The organism is Bacteroidetes Order II. bacterium (assembly GCA_016788705.1).
Taxonomy (GTDB): Bacteria; Bacteroidota; Rhodothermia; order Rhodothermales; family UBA2364; genus UBA2364.
In genome coordinates this window covers 36,646-59,072 of record JAEUSQ010000038.1, presented here as the reverse complement: position 1 = coordinate 59,072, position 22,427 = coordinate 36,646, and the positions used below count along the sequence as shown (strand labels likewise).

At 47.4% G+C, this 22,427-nt stretch carries 16 protein-coding genes; 9 read left to right on the top strand and 7 right to left on the bottom strand.

All coding sequences use genetic code 11. The annotated features are described in order from the left end of the window. Positions 1-47 precede the first annotated feature (47 nt). The 3 genes from JNN12_09485 (at position 48) to JNN12_09475 (ending at position 4,842) form a co-directional block, all read left to right on the top strand. Positions 48-3,260, top strand: a complete 3,213-nt coding sequence (locus JNN12_09485) for a carboxypeptidase regulatory-like domain-containing protein (GenBank protein MBL7978563.1) — start codon at positions 48-50, stop codon at positions 3,258-3,260. Positions 3,261-4,124: 864 nt separating this feature from the next. Further along, complete coding sequence (locus JNN12_09480) at positions 4,125-4,487, top strand: MGMT family protein (GenBank protein ID MBL7978562.1); 363 nt, start codon at positions 4,125-4,127, stop codon at positions 4,485-4,487. Next, positions 4,480-4,842 carry a carboxymuconolactone decarboxylase family protein gene (locus JNN12_09475; protein MBL7978561.1) on the top strand — a complete coding sequence of 121 codons (363 nt, stop codon included), beginning with the start codon at positions 4,480-4,482 and terminating at the stop codon, positions 4,840-4,842. Before JNN12_09480 ends, JNN12_09475 begins: the two co-directional genes overlap by 8 nt. A 2-nt stretch (positions 4,843-4,844) precedes the next feature. On the opposite strand, the gene JNN12_09470 is transcribed toward JNN12_09475, so the two are convergent. The 3 genes from JNN12_09470 to JNN12_09460 form a co-directional block, all read right to left on the bottom strand. Continuing rightward, positions 4,845-5,795, bottom strand: a complete 951-nt coding sequence (locus JNN12_09470) for a polysaccharide deacetylase family protein (GenBank protein ID MBL7978560.1) — start codon at positions 5,793-5,795, stop codon at positions 4,845-4,847. 185 nt (positions 5,796-5,980) lie between these two features. Beyond that, positions 5,981-6,844, bottom strand: a complete 864-nt coding sequence (locus tag JNN12_09465) for a patatin-like phospholipase family protein (protein ID MBL7978559.1) — start codon at positions 6,842-6,844, stop codon at positions 5,981-5,983. Positions 6,845-6,849: 5 nt separating this feature from the next. Beyond that, a complete protein-coding gene (locus JNN12_09460; GenBank protein ID MBL7978558.1) occupies positions 6,850-8,307 on the bottom strand; it encodes an amino acid permease in 1,458 nt (485 codons plus the stop codon). 137 nt (positions 8,308-8,444) lie between these two features. Here JNN12_09460 and JNN12_09455 point away from each other — a divergent pair, with 137 nt between their 5' ends. The 5 genes from JNN12_09455 to JNN12_09435 all read left to right on the top strand — a co-directional run bounded on the left by JNN12_09455 (position 8,445) and on the right by JNN12_09435 (position 14,727). After that, entirely contained in the window at positions 8,445-9,224 is a 780-nt protein-coding gene (locus JNN12_09455; protein MBL7978557.1) for a biotin--[acetyl-CoA-carboxylase] ligase, read from the top strand. 165 nt (positions 9,225-9,389) lie between these two features. Continuing rightward, the gene (locus tag JNN12_09450) at positions 9,390-10,553 is read left to right on the top strand and encodes a phosphopentomutase (GenBank protein ID MBL7978556.1); all 1,164 of its coding nucleotides are present in this window, start codon (positions 9,390-9,392) and stop codon (positions 10,551-10,553) included. Between the two features lie 87 nt (positions 10,554-10,640). Beyond that, the gene (locus tag JNN12_09445) at positions 10,641-11,195 is read left to right on the top strand and encodes a thioredoxin (GenBank protein ID MBL7978555.1); all 555 of its coding nucleotides are present in this window, start codon (positions 10,641-10,643) and stop codon (positions 11,193-11,195) included. Positions 11,196-11,264: 69 nt separating this feature from the next. Continuing rightward, complete coding sequence (locus tag JNN12_09440) at positions 11,265-14,150, top strand: DUF2723 domain-containing protein (GenBank protein ID MBL7978554.1); 2,886 nt, start codon at positions 11,265-11,267, stop codon at positions 14,148-14,150. Between the two features lie 85 nt (positions 14,151-14,235). Next, entirely contained in the window at positions 14,236-14,727 is a 492-nt protein-coding gene (locus tag JNN12_09435) for an HIT domain-containing protein (GenBank protein ID MBL7978553.1), read from the top strand. Positions 14,728-15,088: 361 nt separating this feature from the next. Here the strand turns inward: JNN12_09435 and JNN12_09430 are convergent, their stop codons facing one another. Both JNN12_09430 and JNN12_09425 read right to left on the bottom strand, forming a co-directional pair. Further along, on the bottom strand, positions 15,089-15,865 hold the full coding sequence (locus JNN12_09430) for a TonB C-terminal domain-containing protein (GenBank protein ID MBL7978552.1): 777 nt from the start codon (positions 15,863-15,865) through the stop codon (positions 15,089-15,091). A 119-nt stretch (positions 15,866-15,984) separates the two neighbouring features. Next, a complete protein-coding gene (locus JNN12_09425; protein ID MBL7978551.1) occupies positions 15,985-16,401 on the bottom strand; it encodes a hypothetical protein in 417 nt (138 codons plus the stop codon). A gap of 188 nt (positions 16,402-16,589) precedes the next feature. On the opposite strand from JNN12_09425, the gene JNN12_09420 reads away from it, so the two are divergent. Beyond that, positions 16,590-18,830, top strand: a complete 2,241-nt coding sequence (locus tag JNN12_09420; protein MBL7978550.1) for a TonB-dependent receptor — start codon at positions 16,590-16,592, stop codon at positions 18,828-18,830. Between the two features lie 163 nt (positions 18,831-18,993). On the opposite strand, the gene JNN12_09415 is transcribed toward JNN12_09420, so the two are convergent. Beyond that, the gene (locus JNN12_09415; protein MBL7978549.1) at positions 18,994-20,112 is read right to left on the bottom strand and encodes an acyl-CoA desaturase; all 1,119 of its coding nucleotides are present in this window, start codon (positions 20,110-20,112) and stop codon (positions 18,994-18,996) included. Positions 20,113-20,190: 78 nt separating this feature from the next. Then, the gene (locus JNN12_09410; GenBank protein ID MBL7978548.1) at positions 20,191-22,398 is read right to left on the bottom strand and encodes a T9SS type A sorting domain-containing protein; all 2,208 of its coding nucleotides are present in this window, start codon (positions 22,396-22,398) and stop codon (positions 20,191-20,193) included. Positions 22,399-22,427: the final 29 nt, after the last annotated feature.

The following is a 22,427-nucleotide window of genomic DNA, read 5'->3' as shown; positions in this document are numbered from 1 at the left end:
TGTGGGGTAATCAGAATAAATAACCTTTGACCCAAATCCTAACAGACATGAAAGTCCGCTATTATCTGTCCATTGCTTTGATGTGGATGGCCATTTTGCCCGTTTTTGCGACATCCGGTCGTGTGGGCGGGAGCATACGGGGAACCGTAAACCTACCTTTAGACCCAACGGGTAACATGCCCTCGGCCACCGTTGTGGCCTATAGCCTGCCGCCTACGGTGTTTAAGACCCGTGCCGAAGTTGCTGCGGATGGTACGTATGAACTAAAAGAACTGCCGGAGGGCCTTTATTATGTATATGCCGTTACCGCATCGGGCTTCCAGCAATTCTATGGAGGCGGGACGTCTGAGTCCGATTCCAAACCCATTGAAGTCAAAGATGGTAGTATAACCCAGTTTGTGAATTTTGATCTGGGCGGTGTCATTAATCCGCCGCCGCCTGCCGGAAGTGGCGTGATCAAGGGTCGTATTATCAATGCTAAAACCAGAAACCCCGTTGCATATGCAAAAGTTGTGGCACAAGATCCACAATCCGGTGTAGGAAACAGCGCACCGACCGATGAAAACGGTGACTATGTGATCACCGATCTGCCCGAGGGAACTTATGTGGTGCAAGCCTGGGCCGATGGCTACGGTTCCTCGTTTTATGTAAAAGAGAATGACCCTCGCGGTTATACCCCTGTCACCTTGACAAAAGATGGGACGGTTTCCGGTATAGACATTTCAATGCGATTACCAGGGCAAATCATGGGTGTGGTTACCGATGGGCAAGGGAGGCCCTTAGCTGATGTAGAAGTAATGGCCATTCCGAGCAATCGTGTCAATTGGAATTGGGGTGGGTATGCCACCCAAACCGATGAAAATGGCCAATACCTCCTTGAAAAACTCGACCCAGAAGACTACTATGTGCAGGTGGTCATCCCAGAACTAGACGTTTCGGTGTGGTATCCGAACGCCAAAGAAATGACCGAGTCCAGATCAATTCCTGTAAAAGAAGGCGAACTAGTGAAAGGGATAGATTTTAAATTGGAAGTACGCTTTACGTATGGGAGCGCTACAGGAAAAGTGACCACAAAAGACGGGACACCCGTGACGGCTGGATATGTGCTTCTTGCCTCCACAGAAGTGAGTGCCTCTGGACGTGGGTTCTATAACACAAAATTAGAAGCCGATGGCAGGTTTAGGTTTGATCGTGTGCTGGCCGGAACATATCAATTAAGTGTGCAGGTCTTTACATCCAATGGGGGACAACTGTATCAGTTAACCTATCCCCAAATGGTGACGATTAATGAAAATGCAGAAAGAAGCGGGCTCGATTTTGTAGTCCCGCTTATGAATGGACGGATTTCTGGCGTCGTGAAAGACAAAAATGGAAACCCCATCGCACAAGCAGGGGTGATTGTGGAATCGTTAGACCCCGTTGCTACAACCCGTCTCTATACCCAAACCGATCCAGAAGGCAGGTTTGTCATCAATAACCTACCAGATGGCGACTATCTGCTGAGTGCTAGTGCTTGTATCTCGTTTTCTTGTGCCTATATCTGGTATAAACAAGCCGAAACACCCGAAGAAGCAACCCTAATCAGCATTGAAAACGGGAAAAGTAATCCAGAAGACATTCAGTTTGACATGCCCATTCAAAAAGGAACGGGGGTCATTAGTGGCGTTGTAACGGATAAAACAGGAATGCCCTTGCCCCATGCCAATCTCTCCTTGTTTTCAAGGGCCATTCTGGATCCTGTAGGAAATGCAAATGGAAGGGCTACCTTTGGTGGTTTTGCGATGGCCGATGAAAATGGCGCCTTCGTCATCAAAGACATCCCTGAAGGAGCATATAACCTGTTTACCTCTTGGTATGGCGAAGGGGATATGATGGACGATGCTTGGTATGATGGCAAAAAAGACATGGCCGAGGCCACTGTCATTCAGTTGTCACAAGGTGAAGTCCTTTCAAACCTGAAGGTGCAACTCGACCCAAAGCCGATCTTTGGTGCGGTGGTCGGAATACTGACAACCAAAGACGGAAAAGCCATTGAAAACGCATTGGTAGAGCTAAAACCTGCGGGATCTGGTGGGGATGGAATGGATTGGATGTTCTTTAAGATGGCTTCTTTCCAAAAAACCACGCGAACGGATGCGAACGGCCGTTTTGCATTCGATCAGGTTTTTCGGGGTGCATACGAGGTGGCGGCTTTTGCGGATGGCTTGCGGGTATATAGCGGTAACGTAAACCAGCCAGAAGAGGCGGTTGCGGTAGAGGTGGAGGGTGGAGCCAAAACGTCCATTGAATTGGTGGCCCTACCCCAGCGCCTAACTGGAAATGGGGTGGTGGCTGGATGGGTGCTGAACGATAGCCGTACCCCCATTGAGAACAGTGTGGTTACACTCACGCATGTGGATACCGAAGAAGTGTTTACCGCACTTCCGCAAAAGGATGGCAGTTTTCGTTTGGCTGGTGTGCCGGATGGTGCTTATGTCTTAAAAGGACAGGCACCCTATCATATGCCCATGTATTTCAAAGATACTTGGGATCCTGCACAGGCGGAGATGCTTCGGATTGACAGCAATCAACCCACTTGGGAGGGCTTAGTACTTAGATTGAATCCGGTGTACTATCGCTGGCTGGATATGGGTGGGAATGTAAATAAAACGCCGACAGAAGCCAATGCTTCGGCACGGATAAAAGGCGTCGTGAAATCGGATAAAGGGCAACCGATTTCTGGTGCCTCGGTATATGCGATGGATGAAGCGGGAAATCCGGTCACCGTTGCTACCACCGAAAAAGATGGCGCCTTCCAGATCACCGACCTCTCTGCGGGTGCCCAACTCCGGATCTATGCCAGTAAGGTGGGATACAAGGGGCAATACCAAGATGGAACTGCGGCACTGACACTGAACCAACCTATCCAACTGGCAAATGGAACCAGCCAATTTGATTTTGTGCTCACCCCTTCCGATGCAAGCGTGGACAGGGAAGAGGAAACCTCTTTACCCAATGGACTGGCCATCCAGCAAGTTTATCCCAATCCGTTTAGCAATACCACAACCCTTCGGTTCTCGGTCAGTACGCCAGAAAAAGTACAAGTCTCGGTGTTTGACCTTACAGGACGGCGTTTACAACTGGTATCGGATGAATTCCGGTCAGCAGGCCACCATGAAGTGCAATGGCAACCTGATGCCAATCTTCCTAATGGCATGTACTTCTTCCGTATCGAAACCGGACGTATGGCCCAAACCGGTAAAATGGTGTTGATGCGGTAAAAATAGTTATGCTGAAAAAATCAGAAAGACCCGTTGTAAAGCACAATGGGTCTTTTTGGTGAGGTGGTCTGATTTAGCCGGGCACAAATCTAACTTAATATTGTGTGATGAAAACAACAACAACAAGTAAGTCCTGTAGGTGTGAACCGCTTGCGGCGCAAGTATGACAGCGTGTTCACACAAAAGAGGCAGTGAGGATGCAAAAAAACGGTAAGGGCGCAAAAGAAGTGGCCGAACTGCTCGGCGTCAGCGAACAGGTGTTGTACAACCCTAAGGGAGGCATTCGGCACTGGGGTATCTTTGCCCTGACATGACAAGTTTGAAGAACGCTACTTTTTCTAACTTAGCTCTGATGATTGACCATACAAGACGAAGACTATAAGCAAATCTGGCTACGCGGCGCAAGACTCCCCTTGTCCTGAACATGCCAATGAACCGCGAAACTGCGCACAAAATGTGGCACTTGAATGTACCACAAAACGATTGGCACCGGTTTTTTTGCTTCAAAACGTGCTTCTACACCCCAACAAATGCGACATGCCTGCGACAATTTGCGACATGCCTGCGACAATTTGCGACATGCCTGCGACAATTTGCGACAATCATGAATAGAGGGTTTATTCTCCTCCGCAAAGGCACTATTATCCATTCCAATCCGTTATGGATGGGCAATAATCACCTCTCAAACGCATCTCTCGTGGGTTAAACGTGGCGGCATCCGTTCTGGGGTCGCCATCGTTTTTATGTCTTACATGGCTTCTGACTGTCTTGCAACCTTGTACACTCTGGCGGATTAGTCTTGTTTGTGGTCCAGGTCTGACGTAACTTCTTTGTCTTAAAACAATAACATCCAGCACACAACTGATGCCCACTTCCGATTTTTACGAACGGGTTTATGCCGTGGCACGCCAAGTGCCCTTTGGCAATGTTACCACCTATGGCCACATCGCCCGGTATTTGGGTACGGGACAATCCGCAAGGGCGGTAGGGTGGGCCTTAAACCAATGTCCGCCTGATGTTCCGGCACACCGGGTGGTGAACCGTTTTGGCGGTTTGTCTGGCGCGCTTCATTTTGGCGGCCCTTTTGTTATGGAAGATCGCCTCAGGTCAGAAGGCATACATTTTACAGCAGAAGGATTGGTTTTAATGGCGCGACACCTTTGGGATCCAACCATGCACTTGGATCCACCTACCCTCACTCATTTATCAAATAAAACCGATGAATAGAATAGAACAGTTTCGATTGTACAGAGATCGGATGAATAAACGTATTTTGGAGCAAGGCTCGCATTTGGGCATCAAGCGTGTTTATAATTTAGACACCAATGCTTATCGGGACGGTGCGTTACCCAGTCAGACCAAAGAGTTACTGGGTTTGGTCGCCTCGATGGTCCTCCGTTGCAATGATTGTATTGACTACCATCTGATACAGTGTGTAGAAACGGGTTTTACCAATGAAGAACTGGAAGATGCCATGAATGTGGCGCTTGTGGTAGGTGGGACGATTGTGATCCCCCATCTCCGTCATGCGTATGAGACCATAGACCTGCTCCGTGCCGAGGGCGAGCAAAAAATGGTCTAAGATCAACTGGAGCGGTGTAATTTCCGACAAATGGGGCAATAATCGGCTGGAACTTTTCCATTGGCCTCCAATGGAATATCTGCGGGAATTTCGGTGGTACTAATGGGCTTGGGCAAAGGCGATTTCGCCCCCAGTAGCTCATCAATCCGTACCAATTGATATTCTTTTTTCTTGAGCCACGTCACCAATTCGCCCAGTCGTTTATAAAATTTGTCGGTTCTTGCTGGAGCAGTACCCATGTGTACCAGCATGATAAAGCCATTAAAGCCATCCGAATCCGATTGTTCATACGCCTTAATGCTTTCAAAAATGGCGTCACTGCTTTTGTAATTGGGCATTTCCGGCGTTGTATAATCGGCATTTGAGCGACTTCCAGGCGTCATGCCAATGAGTGTCAGCCCAAGTTCTTGCGTCCACTGGGCAACAGAAGCATCATACCATTCATAAGGGGGGAGAAAGTAGGGAGCCGTCGCTTTCTGAATCCCAAATTTCTCCATGGCTTTATAGTTTTCCAACAAGTCCAACGTCATTTCTTGTTTTCCAATAATCAGGCTATCGCCAAAACCATATTCCAAGTGCTGGTCGGAGTGTGCACCCAAGTAATGTCCGTCTTCCTTAAGCCCCAAGATCAACGCATGTCGTGTGGAATCGCGATAAAAGCGCCCCGTCAGGAAAAAAGAGGCTTTTACGCGGTGTTTTGCAAGGATCTCGCGGACAATACCTCCGCCTTCTGCAAACTGATCTGCCGAAATGATAAGAGCCATTTTTTTTTGGCTACGATTTCCGCGAATGATGGTCTTTTTGATGCGCGTAAAACCAGTGGCGGGCTTTTCGGTACGAACTGGCGGGGATGATGAAGAGGTGGGCGGTGGCTGAGGCGGGTTACAAGCTGAAAGGCCAAATAAAGCCCATAACATAAACCATACCGTTTTGTGCATATTCAATAATTCCATTAGGTTGTATCGGATGATGGTGCGCAACTTATACGATTTCGGAAACCGTCTATAAGGGCCGCATAGGACAGACGTGGCACTACTTTGTCGAAAAGCCAATGTCTCATATCCCCAAGCTGCTATTGGTCTTGGATGCACATAGAGACCAATGGTCTAAACAATGACAAAAAAAACCATTCCCCCGCTCAACTTAACCACTTTGGCTGATCATCCACAAAACAGCGTTCGGCAGCAAGAACGCCCCGCTCAAAAATAGGGTCACGGTCTTCGGTAAACCCCAGAATGCTGATATCATGTACATCTGGCTCGATCAATAAATCGGGTGGTGCGAGTTGTAAATACAAATGCTCCACTTGCTGAATCATTAAATCTAAGGAACGTTCCAAAACACGTAAACCCAGTGGGGTTCGGCGCACGAGGCGGTGTTTGATGGCTTCTTTCCATGAAACCTCTCCGTCTCGGTCGTCGTCTGTATCTTGTGGGCCTAATACACGCCAATCATTGCGGTTAAACAGCCGAACAGCAATGGTTTGGGTGGCCCCGTTATCGAGCAAGACTTGAACGGGTAGGTTATTAAACAAGCCGCCATCAATCAGCCAACGATCTTCAAGTTGTACTGGGGCAAAGATACCGGGGACAGCAGTAGATGCCAACACCGCCGGCGCCAGTTGTCCGGAACTGATCACTACCTCCTCGCCCTTCTCGATGTCTGTACACATGGCAAAGAACGGCGTAGGCAAGTCCTCGAAGCGGCCATAAGGGAGCGTAAACCGTAAAAAATCTCCCAAACCATCCACATCAATCAAGCCTTTTCCGTCTAAACGAATGCTCATCAGTTCCAGCAGGTCTTGGGTCATAAAAACCTGCCGGATTTCTTCTACGGGCATTCCAGCGGCATAAAACACCCCCACCAATGCCCCGATGCTACACCCTGCCACCAAGTCTGGCTTTATTCCTCGCTTTTCCAATACCGAAAGGGCGCCCAAATGAGCAAGACCTTTCATCCCACCCCCACCAAGAGCCAATCCTATTTTGGGTTGTACATTCATTTTTGTTATGCATTCGTTTTGCGCCAAGCCTTAAAGTACACCAACGTTCCGATGGAAAGCAGGATAAGCCCCGCCACAGGTTCGGTATTTAAGAGGCTAAAGAGCGCGCTTCCCCATTCGCCATTGCCAAAATATGTACCCGCTTCGGCAAATTTCTTGGCTGGATTCACAATTAGGGAATTAAGGACAAAAGCAAATGCGACGATGCAGAAAAAGGCCGGAATAAGTGGGTATAGCGGTACTTTATAAGGGCGGGCGGCATCGGCCAATCTTTTCCTGAAGACAAAAACCGAGAGACCCGTAAGGCCATAGAAAATCCAGTCCACAAACGTCACATAATCTATCAGGTTCTCGAATGCACCCCAGAAAAGGAGGAGGACAATGGCCCAGATGGATTGAATGACGATGGCATTGGCAGGCGTTTTGTAAGAAGGATGGATCTCGGCAAGTTTTTTGAAGAACAACCCATCGTCCGCCATTGCAAAATAGATACGCGGGCAAGACAAAATATAAATCCCCGTTGTCCCTAAAACCGAAATACAGATCAACAAAGAAATCCACTTGGCCGCCCCCGGAAATACCACCGAGACCATATCGGCAGCAATTTGTTTAGACTGCGTTACGATTTCCATGGGCAGCACTTTGAGATAGGCCACATTAATTAATAAATAAACGGTGGTGATCACAATGGCCCCGATGATCATGGCACGCGGTACGGTTCGAGAGGGATCTTTGGCTTCGCCCACCACAAACGTGGTATGTTGCCAACCGCCATAAGACCACAACACCCCAACCAAGCCTGTAAGCATGGCCGTTACGATGCCAAAGCCGACAGGCATAGAAGGTTGGACTGCGCCAGCAGATCTTACCTGATCCAACATGGCTCCGGTAAGGTTGGGATCTGGAATAAAAAATAGGCCAATGACAATCACGGCCGCAATACCCACCAATTTGGTCGTGGTAAAGACATTGGTAAAGAGCTTGGATAAATCTACACCAAAGACATTAATCAGGGTAAGGACAATCAGGGTTCCGATCTGGATGATCAGGGGCACCGTCACCTGGATCGGGCCGAGTGAAAACAAGACCTCTTGCGGAATGGGTACCACATATTTCAAAAAATCCGTAAACACAACAACCAATCCGGCAATGGAACCCGTATTTGTCACCACAAGTAGAGACCAACCGTACAAAAATCCGGCAAGGTCTCCAAAAGCTTCTCGGATATACACGTACATGCCGCCGCGCTTGGTGAAGAGTGTTCCTAACTCGGCAAAGGTGAGGGCACCCGTAAGAGTAACGAGGCCGCCAAGCAACCAAACCCCAATAATCAGGGTATGATCGGGCAAGAAAGCCCCTACTTTGGTTCCGGCAGCACGAAAAATACCGCTCCCAATGGCCGCACCAATGGCGATCATGGTGAGGCTAAAGAGCGTAAGGCTTTTTTTAAACTCTTGAGACATGTGTTTGCGGGGATCAAGGGATGAATAAATCGTATGAAGATAACGTAATGCAAGCACCCTCACCAACTTCACTGGGTATATTCTACTAAATAAAGCCTGCTGTTCAAGTATTGGATCACCGAATCCTCCATTTTCCCATGCCAAACCCCTTTGGAACCCATCGGAAACACATTGAAATTTGCACGTCCACCAACCTGCTGGCCGCAGAGTGGGCAAAGACTGGTGCGCCGGAGGGTGCCGTGGTTTCTACGGATTTCCAGACCGCCGGAAGAGGCCGTTTGGGGCGTGCATGGGATTCTGATTTGTCGCATAATCTTATGTTTTCACTGGTTCTAAGACCCGTAATGAAGCCAGAAGACTATGGACAAGTGGTACTGGTGGCGGCAGTGGCCGTTTCGGAAGCCCTCTCGGAGATTTTGCCTCCAGACGTTGTACAAATCAAGTGGCCAAACGATGTGTTATTGGCCAGAAAAAAGGTTTGCGGTATGATTATAGAAACCATCAGTGGAACCGATGCCCTTATTTTAGGGATTGGCTTGAATGTGAACCAATCTTCATTCTCCGAGGCATTGCACCAAAAAGCAACCTCACTGGCCATATTTTCCGGCAAAATCTTCGATCGAGAAGTGCTGTTGGGTTCCATACTGAACTCTTTAGAAACCCATCTGCACCATTTGTATCAACAAGGCGTTTCGGATGTACGGCGGCGCTATTTGGCAACCTTGGCGGGATTGGGAGAGCGAATCACCCTTCGCGAGGGCCAAGAAGTCATACATCAGGGCATTTTGGCAGGTGTAAATGAAAGAGGGCATCTAATGGTGATGGAAAAAGGGGGAATTCGGGTTTTTGTGGCGGGTGAAGTGAGTTTGTCGGATTTTTATACAACCGCAGAAAATCCACTCCAGCCCCCAACATAAAAAGGCATCTGGCCCATTCCATAAGTATTTGCGGCGTTTTAAACCTCGCCGCTTCTTTTTGATCTTCCTGTAGGTAGGTTTTGGAGAAGTCATGCGTTCCCAGAAACTTTTTTTGCGTATCTTATCCAACCCCATTTTATACCCTAAACGAATTACGGACCAACCATGTCTATCTGGATCACAATCGTTTTGGACGGTGTGGGCATCGGCGAAGCACCCGACGCCCATGAATATGGAGATGAAGGCTCCAACACATTAGGCCATATTTGTACGTTGGCACGTCCCGCCTTGCCCAATCTCACGGCGGCAGGTTTAGGCAATATTGCTTCACTGACGGGTGTTCCGGCTGTTCCACATCCGCAAGCTGTTTTTGGGAAAATGCAGGAAGCCTCCGCAGGCAAAGACAGTACGACGGGGCATTGGGAACTGGCCGGATTACCGTTGGATGCGCCTTTCCCAACGTATGCGGATGGTTTTCCAGAAGACCTTGTGGCGAAGTGGGTATCACTTTGCAAACTTCCGGGTGCGCTGGCAAATTGCGTGGCCTCCGGAACCGCCGTCATCGAAAAGTACGGAGCCGAGCACCTCAAAACAGGCAAACCAATTGTTTATACCTCGGCAGACAGCGTTTTTCAAGTGGCTGTCCATACCGACTGTGTGCCCATTGAAACCCTCTATCACATCTGCGAAATTGCCCGCAACGAAGTGTGTGTAGGACCTCATGCCGTAGGCCGTGTTATTGCAAGACCCTTTACCGGTGAACCGGGTGCATTTCGGCGGCTTTCCGGTCAGCGAAAAGATTTTTCTTATTTACCTACCCATACCACCTTGCAGGAAGCGCTCCAGAAACAAGGCGTTCGGACGATCGCCATCGGGAAAATTGGCGACCTCTTTGGAAATGTGGGCTTTGATGAAATCCGAAAAACCAAGTCCAATGCCGAAGGCATCAACCGTACCATCGAAGCCATACAGGACATGCAGAAAACGGGCGAACGGGCCTTCATTTGGACCAATCTCGTGGACTTCGATCAGGAATATGGTCACAGGAACGACGTATCCGGATTTTCAGCGGCCTTGCAGGCGTTTGATGCGGCTCTTCCGGAAATTCGGGCTGTATTGCCCGAAGAGGCACGCTTGTGTATCACCGCCGATCATGGCAACGATCCATCCACCCCCAGCACCGATCACAGCCGAGAATACGTCCCTCTGTTGCTCTTTGGTAGCCCTGTCATCCGCGACATCGGAACCCGTGGCACCTTTGCAGACCATGCGCAGACGGTGGCCGCATACTTTCAATGTACGTTTGAAGCGCCGGGATCTGCGTTTTAGGCGTCTAACTTGAACTTTATCCTACCTTTGCAAAAAAGTGACCGATTTTCCCTTATCTTTTACACTTTGCGCCCAAAACAAGCATCAATGCACCGGATTTTTTTGTTCTGCCTGTTCTTTATTGGGGTGGCCGGTTGTGTACCCAAAGCCATCCCAGATAAGGCGCCTGTTAAACGTTTTGTGATGCCTACCGAAGGACTCACCCCTGCCGAGTCTTTTGTTAAAGACCGAATCCAAAAAGAGGGTATTCATGTAGTACACTTCTGGGCGCCGTGGTGTGGAAATTCCATCAACGAGTTAAAATCTGGTTGGTATGAAGCCATTGGGACGTATGCAGCAGACGAAAGCGTGACATTTACCTTTGTGACCCTCTGGAATCAGGGTAAAAGTGCCCGTGATGTGATGAACCGATACCTGATTCCCGAAACCGTATCCGAACAAGTACAACCAGACTTAGAAAACTCGGATGAATACATCCATCGTCGTCGTATTTTTTTGGGATTGCCTGTAACTTGGACGCCCACTACCTGGGTCTTCCATAAGTCTGGGCAATTGGCCTATGCGTTCAATTATGGCGAAACGACGCCCGAAATACTCAAAAATGCCATCGAAGGCGCTCGTGCATCGTGGCACCACGATTAAGCGACGTTAACGCCCAGCATACCGAATTTAATCCATTAACCTGTATCCCCTAACCGAAACCCCAGCCGAATGAATGCCCGTTTAATGCATCGGATTGCCGCCGGATTTTCCTTCTTATACGCATTTGTGGTCTATTTTCTAACGATGGCCGATACTGTGTCCTTCTGGGACTGTGGCGAGTTTATTGCCATTGGTCATGGTTTACAGGTCTCACACCCGCCCGGTGCACCTTTTTATATGCTTATCGGACGGCTCTTCTCCATGTTTATGCCGGCTTCCCAAATTGCATGGAGCGTCAACTTGATCTCGGTTCTCTCTTCTGCCGGAACTGCCTTGCTTACGTATCTGATTGTCACCCGGATGATCGAAGAGTGGAAAGGACGTCTTGAAGATTGGGAAGGTCTGGACTTGGTGGCAGGATTGGGTGGCGGTCTTATAGCAGCCCTTACCTTTACCGTCACCGACTCGCACTGGTTCAACTCGGTGGAAGCCGAGGTATATGCCATTTCTATGTTTTTCACCGCTTTGGTGGTTTGGTTAACCTTTAAATGGGTGGACCAAGTACGCCGCGATGAACAAAAATTAGGTGGGCAACTCGGTGGGGTTTCTTCCCGATGGCTTTTGCTGATTGCATACTTATTTGGACTGGCCACCGGGGTCCACTTGCTGAATTTATTGGCTATCTTTTTTACGGGCCTGTTGGTGTACTACGAAAAATTCGACAAGCCGGAGTTTACCAATGGGAGGCGATTCAAAGGCATTCTTATCACAGGACTTTTGTCTTCGATCATTTTCTTTATCATTTATCCGGGAATCATCCAAAGCCTGCCCTCTTTTGCGGGCAATTCGGGCGCACCAGGGCTTGTGATGTTGGTTGTACCTTTTGCGGTAGCTGCATTGGTTTACTACTCTCATATCAATAAAAAACAATTGCTTAATTTATTTAGTATTGGTTTGTTGTTGGTGATTATTGGATACTCCACCTATGCCCTGATATTCATTCGCAGTGCCGCGAATCCACCAATTGATGAAAATGACCCCGAAACGGTGGATGCCATCGTCTCGTATCTGAAACGCGAACAATATGGCAGAACGCCATTGCTTACGGGCGCTTCTTACGACAACAACACGGGAACCATAGACCCAGAAAAGAACAAACTTTTCCCACGTCGGTGGTCAGATCAAAGCCAAGAACATATCCGGTTTTATGCACAGTTCGACTCAGATTGGGACTTTTTCTGGCGGTATCAGGTAAATCATATGTATATCCGTTATTTCCTCTGGAATTTTGCGGGGAAAGCCGGAGACTTCCAAGGCGCTCCTTGGATTGCTTTTCCGGATGCAAATATCGAAGCCAACATGCAAACCCCCAGCGAGAAAAAATCGCACAATGCTCTTTATGGGCTGCCGCTTTTGTTGGGATTAATCGGGCTGGGCTGGCACATTAAACAAGACTGGCGACGGGCTTTTGCGTTGGGGATTTTATTTTTCGTTACCGGAATTGGCATTATCCTCTACCTGAACCAAACCCCAATGCAGCCACGGGAGCGCGACTATGCCTATGTAGCCAGTTTTTGGGCTTTTGCCTTCTGGATCGGAATTGGTGCGACGGGATTGATCGAATTGGCCGGGCAGGCCCTTAGAAATTTTGCCTCCTCTGCCAAAACTGGCGTAGCAGGGGCCATTCTGGCGGTTTGTTTTGTTGCCGTACCGGGCCATATGCTCATGGAAAACTATGCCGACCACAACCGAAAAGGCGAACGTGTGGCATGGGATTATGCCTGGAATATGTTGAATTCTCTTGAAAAAGATGCCATTATTTTTACCAATGGCGATAACGACACCTTCCCGCTTTGGTATCTGCAAGAAGTGGAAGGGGTCCGACGCGATGTCCGCGTTGTCAACCTCTCGTTGCTACAAACACCGTGGTACATCCGACAATTAAAAAACCAAAAGTCTCATCATGCGGCGCCTTTGCCCATTTCTATGACCGATGCAGCCATAGACGCCATAGACATCCAGCCCATTGAAGGGGGGGGGCAGAAGGTATCTCTTCCAGTAAATCCAAGCCTTTTCCAATCTGGCGGGGTTTTCTATCATGCCATGGCAGACTCGCTACAGGCACCTGCAAAGATGGAATGGACCGTAAAAGGACATCCATACTCCGAAGAAATCAGCCTCTTGTATCCAAATGATCAGGCGGTATTAGATGTGATCAAAACCAATGCCGAGCAAGGTTGGAAACGCCCCATCTATTTTGCGGTCACTGTTGCACCAGATGGCTTGGTTAATTTGGAAGATTACCTTCAGTTAGAAGGGTTGGCTACAAGGGTCGTCCCTATTCAGCACAATGAATCCCAAGGACGGGTGGTACCAGATGTCATGCTCCGGCGGACAGCACAGTTCCGTTTTACGGGTCTAAACGACCCCAATATCTACTTCGACGAAAATATTCGGGGCATGACGGATAACTACCGGACGCTTTTCCTACAGTTGGCAGACCAATTGATTCGCTCCGGTAAAACAGCTGAGGCAAAACAAGTGGTAGAGCGACTGGCGAAGCAGGTAGATCCAAAAGTGATCCCTCCAGACTTCTATTCCACCTACCTGTTTTCGGAAACGTACCGCAAACTGGGAGAAACCAAGCGCGCCGATGAAATGATGCATACCGCAGAGAACATGGCCATCCGGCAATACAAAACAGGTACAGACGTAGAAAGAGCCCAACTCTATGCTGAACAAATCTGGCGGACCTATATGATTGGTGGGCAATTCGACAAAGCTGCACAATATGGACAACGATTGATGCGTGAACTTGGCTTGCAAAACGAGGAATACCGTATGGACGCCAAACAACTCAAAGACTTGTTCGAGGAATCCAAGCGGTATCAAGAAGAGCAAGAACGTGCCACCGACGATACCTTACGAAGCCTGCCCGATACCTTGCAACAGTAATCGGACCAAAAAATATGATGGTTTATACGGAGGCTCACAAGGTCTCCGTTTTGGTTATGATCAATCCCACAAAAGACCGAATCGTATGGCCGAAACAGTCCCTTGCCCGTTTTGTTCACCAATAGTGGAGAACGTTGTTTTTGCAGAAGATGCAACTTGCAGGGCTATTTATAACTTGTCGCCGATCTTACCGGGCCATACTTTGGTAATTCCCAAACGGCACGTGGTACGTATTGCGGAATTAAGCGCGGATGAATGGGTGGGATTCTGGGATTTTGCACGCCAAATGGCCACTTTTATTATGACTTGCTTCCATGCCGATGGCTGCGATTGGACCATTCAGGATGGCCGCTCTGCCGGACAAACCGTGGAGCACCTACACCTACACCTTATTCCGCGTTATACCGGAGATTTGCCAAAGGCAGGCGATTGGTACCCGCGTCTGGTGGCACAGCAGTCGGGGGACTCTTCTCAAAGACCTCGCTTGCGTCCGGACGAGATGGCGCAAATCATTCAGCACCTCCGCACTAAAAAAGACATGGAAAATTGCTTTGGTCAGTTGAAATGCGCCCCGTGATAATCGTTAGTCGTCGCTTGCCCCGCAACTGCACCATTCACCCGATCAATTGCTCGTCGAGCGGATTTATATTTACGCTATTTCAATTTCTCCTTCTGCTAAATCAACCCAAAATCAAAAGCAAACAAATTCCTACAACAGTGGATGACGGAAACTTTCTTTAAGAATGATTCGAAGATGACTTATTTATTTGTTTTTAAATAGTCTGTGGAAAGTGTAGAGGGATTTTTTATGAAAATCTTACTATTTTTTGTAGTTTATAACATCAAGATAATTTTTACATAGATTTTATTCTTTTAAATTAATTACGTATTTTCATTTGCAATTTAGAAGAGGTTTTGGTTTTTGTTTATTATAAATATCATTTTTTCCTTTTTCTTGGATCAAATGAAACAGCTAATGTCCAGCTATTAATCAACATATTTTCTCTTACTATAAGTACTGGCATCGTGTCAATCTCTTCAATTAATCTTAATGCTTCTTTGTTAAATAACTCATTGTCTGATTTTAGGATATTTTTTTGTATAATTTTTCCTCTTCTATCTGCTTTTACTCTTATGAAGACTCTTGTAAGTGTATCTATTTTAGGAACACTATCCCAATTGACTCTGTCTTCAAAAAATTGTTTCAAATTATTCAGATCTCTAAAATCAGATTTTACTATTCTATTTATATGTTTTTTCTTATATTTCAATATACCTTTTTTGAAAAAATAATCTATTTCTTTTTCATAAATAGAACCGTAACCCATGTGAATATAATTTAGTAATTTACCCGAAGGACTCATAATTATTCCTGTAAACCAGTCTGCATATATTGGCTTCTTTACGTCCCTGTCCGTCAAGATTTTACTCAATTCAATTTTTTTATCATTTTGACAACAATCATAAACATCAACTAAAAACAGACTGTCATTTTGAACCTTAAAATATGCTATGTAACCTCTCCAACAAGAAGTCAGAAAGCATGAATCGTTAAAAATTTTAGGTCTTTTCTTGTTTTTGAAATACAACTCTAAAGGGTTGCTATAAATTTGCAAGGTATCCTTTCCGATAATTAAATAATCTGGTATTTGATGTGTTGCAAATACTTTATTTGAGATAAGAAGTAGTGCTATAATTAAGTTTTTTATTCGCATTATTAATCATCCCCACTTTTTTTACTTTTTTTTGTTAGGCTGAGCACCCTAATATGCAAAACCTATTTCTCATATTTTGGCATTACGAGAGGGACATACACAACAGAGCATCTATTTTGTTATTCCACCGTCACTTTCACCACTTGACCTTGTGGCGAGATGCGTTCACCGGGGCCAGGGGCTTGCGTGGGAAAGGTGGTAATGGGTAAGCCTTCTTGTGCATCGTCGGGAATATAGTAGGTTTTGCCGTTTTGCGCCACTTGCCGAATGATCTGGCATTGCCGCGAGAAGAATTCATCGGCGGCGGGTGGTCGTGTAGGGCAATTACCCATTCCAATTCCTGCGTCGCGTTCATTGGGCATATAATGCTTGTGGTTGCCGTGATTAATGGCCGAGTATGTACTATTGTCCCAACACCCCATTGCCCGCCCAAATGCAATCAGGACAAAAAGTATCAGAATGACTGGAATAAGTCTTTTGATCAGGGGTTTTTGGATTGGAGGTTGCAAGGCAACGGCGGGGTTCTGATTCATCATGTTAGGCATTTAAGGATTTGAGGAACTTCAACCATTTTGCGTGAATCGGGTTTCGGGTTGTCCCTAAATTTACCAATAATGCCATTAAGCTTTTAAACCGACGGTTCGCCGTAAAAAATCGGGCGATGTCCTTTCTGATGCGTATCTTCTTAAGGCTATCACATTGCATTTTGGATTAACTATTGTGTATGACAGATTTGGTCTTCCTTTTTGGCAAACGTTTTTTTACGCAAAACTGCATCTGGCAGGTTTTTACCTTGGGCGTTGGCGTATGGGTACTAAGCGTGGTGGGTTTATATGCCCAATCGGGTAGTATTCGTGGTGTGGTGGTGGACGAGGAAACGGGGCAACCTCTTTCTGGAGTGACCATTCGTTTACAGAAAGACGATGGCCTTACCCTACAAGGAATTTTTAGTGACGTGAACGGATATTTTGCGTTTGGTTCCCTAAGTCCAGATCGGTACTTTGTACGGTTTAGTTTAGTAGGGTACGAATCGCTCACAGAAATCATAGATCTGTATGCAGGTGGTTTAGAACGGCTAAGTTTGCGCATGGTTAGCACAACCGCCAAAGCGGGCAATGTCACGGTTTCGTCTCGTAAAAAGTATCAAGCGGGCATCGAGGCAGGTTCGGGGTTAACCACCATTCGTTCGGGCGATCTGGAGGCCATTCCATCTACCAGCATGTCGCGCGATTTGGCCTCCTTTCTCGAAACCATTCCCGGTTTTGTCTCCCCTGCGGATCGGGGGGGGCAATTATATGTACGTGGTGGAACGCCCACCCAAAACCAAGTATTGATAGATGGGATGGCTGTTTACCAACCTTTTCATATGGTGAGTGGCTTTTCGGTATTACCAGAAGAGTTGATTGCCCAAGCCGATGTTTATACGGGTGGCTGGGGGGCACGGTATGGCGGGCGATTGGCGTCGGTCGTGGACATTGGCACGCGGCATGGTCATAAAAGACGATTTGCAGGCGCGGCTTCGGTAGATCCTTTTCTCGGAGCGGTCCGGGTAGAAGGGCCTTTGTATCCCGGTGCGGTCTCGTTTCTGGCCTCCTATCGCCATTCGTTGTTGGAACGTTTGCCGGGAAGATGGAAGCGCCCATTTGATTTTGGGGACGAGTTTGCGAAAATTCATGCTTGGCTGACGCCCACCAGCAGCGTGTCTTTGGTGGGGCTACGTGCGCATGATGTGGGCGACTTAGGCGGTTTGGGGAATCCGGATGACCGCATATCTTGGAGAAATCAGGGAATAGGTGGTCGCTTTTTATACCTCCCGCCTTCCTTTCCGGCATTATTGGATATAACCCTCACGAGTACCCGCTTCGACTCGGCTTTTGGACCAGAAAAGGCCCCACGTAGGTTCGGGAAAGTAAAAGGATTTCAAGGGGGGTTTAATTTTGATTACTTGCTTCAGCATTGGGAAGCCCGCTTTGGGATGTTTGCCCGCATCAATCAGTTCGATTATCGTATTGATCGAAAAGCGGATCAGGAAAATTACACCATCGAAGGTGGAGGATATTTTGATGCGGCTATTTTTCTGAGTGACCGTCTGACGGTAGAGCCCGGAATCCGTATGCACAACTTTCCGAGTCAAGGAGTTAATACTTTGGAGCCACGTTTCCGTGCAACTTGGTTTCCTAAAGGGAAAGAAGACGGACGACAATGGCATATCGCGGTGGGGCAGTATCACCAACAGATTATTGGGTTACAGGATGAACATGATGTGGGTGAAGTGTTTACGGTTTGGGCGCCTGCAATTTTTGAAGTGCCTACGGCTTGGCATTTTATGGGTGGGCAACGACATCGTTTGGCCAAATGGCTTTGGTTACAGACAGAACTCTATCATAAAAGCTTGTCCTCTCTTACGGCTTTGGCTGGCAATGACGGCCTACAAGCTGCAACGGGAAAAGCGTCTGGAATGGATGTACAATTCAGGGCCTCAAGGTTGTCTGGTGGTATCTCGGTGGCATATAGTTTAGCCCGTGTGGTGTATTATACGGCCAACGCAACGTTTTACCCCGGCCACGATCGGCGCCACAACCTCAGTCTTGCTGGTAACTGGCAAATGGGACGGCTAAGGCTCGGTGCAAAATGGCAATTGGGGAGTGGTTTTCCTTATACCCCCTTCTTCGGATTTGCAGCTACGTTACCTATTCAAGGAGATGATCCAAGTTTTGTAAATGAAGCAGCCGTCCAAAGACCTGTTTTCGGCGATCCATACGCTCAAAGGTTGCCTGTGTATAGCCGCATGGATGCCTCGTTGGAGTGGATAGTGGAAAATAAGTGGCTTAAATTTAGCCTAATGGCTGGCGGCCAAAATCTTTCAGGACGCAATAACCTGTTCTACTATGATCTTTATGCGGATAAACGGGTAGATCAATTTGGCTTTTTCCCAACAGTGGGCATGAAGGTCGAAGTGAAATAGGGCACAAAGCCAAGAGGGGTGGAGATCATGGGCATTTGATGCTTAGAAATGGCCTGATGTATTCCATGACATTTGCAGTATAGACCCGAAGGCGCAAAAAATGGGTACCGACCGTAAAAAAAGCGCCCTAATTGGACGCTTTTCTCAACTGAAGCCATATCCCTCAGTTTACATACACGGTTTGATCCGGTAACTCCACCACAGGATTTTGTCCGAATTTAATTAGGGTGCGATAATGAGAGCCGACCGCAATAGCGAAGGTGTCGTGCTCATGATACGGAACCCCATATTTTTGGGCCACCTCCTTAACAATCGGGCTGATGTTGGGGTAATGTACACTACATACTTTAGGAAAGAGATGATGCTCGATTTGGTAATTCAAACCACCGATATACCACGAAAGTAGTTTATTTCGGCGTGCAAAGTTGGAAGTAGTTTCCATTTCGTGTACCAACCAATGGTTGTGGATAAGCCCCGTATCGTCATATTCGGGGTGATCGGTTTCTTCAACAACGTGTGCCAACTGGAAAACAACGCCTAAAATGAGGCCTGCGGTAAGGTGTGCCGTTAGAAAACCAATCAGGAATTGCCACCAAGTGATGTCCAAAAGCATCAGCGGCAGAACAATCTGGTAGGCAATAGTGATGGTTTTCATCACCCAAAGCGTTATCCATTCTTTTATGGGGTGCTTTTTATTGATATAGGGCCCCAATTTTTTAGCAAAAAAGTATTTAAAGTCTTTGATCACCAACCAAAATACGGTGGCAAAAGAATAGGCTGGAAAAGCCAGAATATGTTGAAAGCGATGGATGGTCTTATGGGGCGTGTGTGGAGAAAGTCGTACAAATGCTGCCACTTCTAAGTCTTCGTCGTGTCCATGCACATTGGTATAGGTATGATGAATGACGTTATGGGTTATTTTCCACATATACCCATTCGCACCCAGCATGTCGAACGATAGTCCCAATATCCAATTTAGGCGTTCGTTGGAGGAATAAGCACCATGTAGGGCATCGTGCGAGATGGAAAACCCAATTCCCGCCATAGAGATGCCAAGCAATACACTCAGCCCCCACATCTGCCAGACGTTAAATCCACCCAAGAGGATCAGTAAGTAACAAGACACAAATGCGCCCAATATGATGATGGTTTTGAGGATCATCTCTGTATTGGCGTGTTTAGATAAGTTGTTTTGTTCAAAGTACTCATGGACCCGTTGTCTCACTTCTTTGGTGAATGCCCGGGCGAGGGTGTTGTCAAAACGTACTTTTACGGTAGCCATAACCTTATAGTGCTTAATGGATGGAACGGTAAAACAAGAGGTTAACCAAAACATGAATAAAAACCTAATAAGGATTTGTCAATTTTTTGATCCAGAAGGGTTCTTTCGCTTAAAAACGATGGATGACCAAGCTGTTCTGGTTGTTGAAAGGCGAACAACATAGGCCCCTTGCGCCAAATCGGGAACTTCTATCAAAATCAATGGATTGCCAGAAGAGGTTTTCCATGTTTTCGCATAGCGTTCCCTCCCCAATAAATCGTAAACCGATACCGTAAACGGGCCTGTGAGGGCTTTGGGCAGATGGATGGAAAACTGGTCTGTGATGGGGTTCGGAAAAAGGGACAAATGGTATGACCCAAGAGCAGGTAGTTCGGTTGTTGAAGAGACGGAAACCGGGAGGAAGCGCGGAGTGGCTGCCATAAATCCGCCGCCCTCCGAGCCAAATATCATGCTGGGCAAGGTATTGGAAGGTGTCCACACAATGGTGGCAGGAGCCAAGTGACGGAGAACGTAGCTTTCCTGTCCAATCCCCCTAAAAGGCTTATTGGGGCTGCCCATGCCATCCTGCATCCAAATGGCATCTACGGCTCCGGTAGAGATGTTTTTATAGACGAAGACACCGTCGGACTCGCTTCCTACGACCAAATAAGCGGGCCACAATTGGTTGTTCCGAGGTTGTAACAAAAAGGAGGGCTTGCTAAACCCATTAACCGAAATACCCGCATATTGGTCGGATTCTTTTGAAAAGTCGGGCACTTGCGGTGAACCAACATTCCGGTATAGGGTAAGCATTCCTGAAGCATCGCCCACCAGTAGGTCTAAATCTCCGTCGCCGTCTATATCCGCCAAGGCAGGTGCACTGTAGGTGCCTACAAAGATATTGGCATATGTTCGGCTGATTTCCCGAAAGCTATTGTTCCCTTCATTGCGGTAATACCGTATTCTGCCGTTTTGCATACCCAGCAATAAGTCCATGTCTCCGTCTGCATCTATGTCTCCAAAAGCGGGCGCTACATTATAGGCCCCCGTAATATTGAGGAAATTGGGGTCTTTTAGCACGTATCCGGGTTCTTGTTTGCTGCCTATGGACTCGAAGAGGGTGAGTCGTCCAAAGTTTGGAGAGCCAGCATGGTCTTCGTTACCCACAACAAGGTCTAAGTCGCCATCTTGGTCATAATCAAAAAAAGCGGGGCTACTTTTCCGGCCAAGATCGGGCAGGTATAGAAAGCGTTTGGTTTCCTGGGTATAAATGGGTTTTTGGGCGGTTCCGGTGTTTCGGTAGAAGAAAAGATTCTGGATGGCGTCTCCTTGTTTATCTGGACAAAAGCCGCCCTGCACACCAATAAAAAGGTCTTGGTCGCCATCGCCATCGGCATCTCCAAAAGTGGTGAGGTTAAATCCGGAAGTTTGCAGGTTAAGGCCCTGAACAAGGAAATTGGCATATTGTGATTCGGCTTTCGGAAATGCAAAGGCGGGTTGCGAACAGGTTCCGGTATTTTGGAGTTGTAACAAACCTGCAATAAAGGTATCGGTCCACAGTATATCGGGTTTTCCACTTCCACTTACGTCATAAAATGTGATACTGGCCGCCCCATGTTGTAGCGATTTGGAAAGGGCTTGTCCGTCGCAATAAGTCCCAAGTAACGAAATGTCCGCAAATCGGTCCGACCGCTTGGTATATCGAGGAAGTCCTATTGCTGTTTGGCCTACCTGCTCGTAAAACGTAATGGTTCCGGATTGATTGGTGGTGAAATAATCTAAGTCTGCATCACAATCTATGTCGGTGAATTGCGGAATAGAACCTATTTCTGCAAATACGGCTTTTCCTTCGGTATCCAATAATACCTCCGTTAATTTCGTGGTAATAAAGCGAGTTGCTGTTCGTTGCACCCGCCAGACCTGAATGTTGTCGAAATTATTGGCGGCAAAAAGCAGAAAGGAGTCCGCTTGTTCGGGCCAGAGTTGAAACCAGTTTCCGGAAAAAACCTCCGGGAAGGCTTGTAGATGCTCTAAAATCAATCCTTCTGTGGGGTCATTCCGGAAGAAAAAAATCTGATCTTGCTGGTTCTGCAAAAAAAGGTCTGGGTGATTATCACCCGTTACGTCTAACCACTGGAGTTGGGGGGTGTTCAGTCCGCCAACGGGCCAAGAACGATAAGGCTTTCCAGCCTCGTCCCATACGGACAAAGGCTTGGCGGAAAAAGATTGTGCATTAGGGCCTTCGTAAGTGCTGGTCAACCAGAGAAAGAGTCCGATTACACCGAAGAATCTGACAGAACGCATCATGTTCTATATGTTCAATTTAGATCTAAAGT

Bases quoted from the DNA above. Each gene is read 5' to 3' on its own strand.
- JNN12_09485 (MBL7978563.1), top strand. From the start codon at position 48: ATGAAAGTCCGCTATTATCTGTCCATTGCTTTGATGTGGATGGCCATT.
- JNN12_09480 (MBL7978562.1), top strand. From the start codon at position 4,125: ATGCCCACTTCCGATTTTTACGAACGGGTTTATGCCGTGGCACGCCAA.
- JNN12_09475 (MBL7978561.1), top strand. From the start codon at position 4,480: ATGAATAGAATAGAACAGTTTCGATTGTACAGAGATCGGATGAATAAA.
- JNN12_09470 (MBL7978560.1), bottom strand. From the start codon at position 5,795: ATGGAATTATTGAATATGCACAAAACGGTATGGTTTATGTTATGGGCT.
- JNN12_09465 (MBL7978559.1), bottom strand. From the start codon at position 6,844: ATGAATGTACAACCCAAAATAGGATTGGCTCTTGGTGGGGGTGGGATG.
- JNN12_09460 (MBL7978558.1), bottom strand. From the start codon at position 8,307: ATGTCTCAAGAGTTTAAAAAAAGCCTTACGCTCTTTAGCCTCACCATG.
- JNN12_09455 (MBL7978557.1), top strand. From the start codon at position 8,445: ATGCCAAACCCCTTTGGAACCCATCGGAAACACATTGAAATTTGCACG.
- JNN12_09450 (MBL7978556.1), top strand. From the start codon at position 9,390: ATGTCTATCTGGATCACAATCGTTTTGGACGGTGTGGGCATCGGCGAA.
- JNN12_09445 (MBL7978555.1), top strand. From the start codon at position 10,641: ATGCACCGGATTTTTTTGTTCTGCCTGTTCTTTATTGGGGTGGCCGGT.
- JNN12_09440 (MBL7978554.1), top strand. From the start codon at position 11,265: ATGAATGCCCGTTTAATGCATCGGATTGCCGCCGGATTTTCCTTCTTA.
- JNN12_09435 (MBL7978553.1), top strand. From the start codon at position 14,236: ATGGCCGAAACAGTCCCTTGCCCGTTTTGTTCACCAATAGTGGAGAAC.
- JNN12_09430 (MBL7978552.1), bottom strand. From the start codon at position 15,865: ATGCGAATAAAAAACTTAATTATAGCACTACTTCTTATCTCAAATAAA.
- JNN12_09425 (MBL7978551.1), bottom strand. From the start codon at position 16,401: ATGATGAATCAGAACCCCGCCGTTGCCTTGCAACCTCCAATCCAAAAA.
- JNN12_09420 (MBL7978550.1), top strand. From the start codon at position 16,590: ATGACAGATTTGGTCTTCCTTTTTGGCAAACGTTTTTTTACGCAAAAC.
- JNN12_09415 (MBL7978549.1), bottom strand. From the start codon at position 20,112: ATGGCTACCGTAAAAGTACGTTTTGACAACACCCTCGCCCGGGCATTC.
- JNN12_09410 (MBL7978548.1), bottom strand. From the start codon at position 22,398: ATGATGCGTTCTGTCAGATTCTTCGGTGTAATCGGACTCTTTCTCTGG.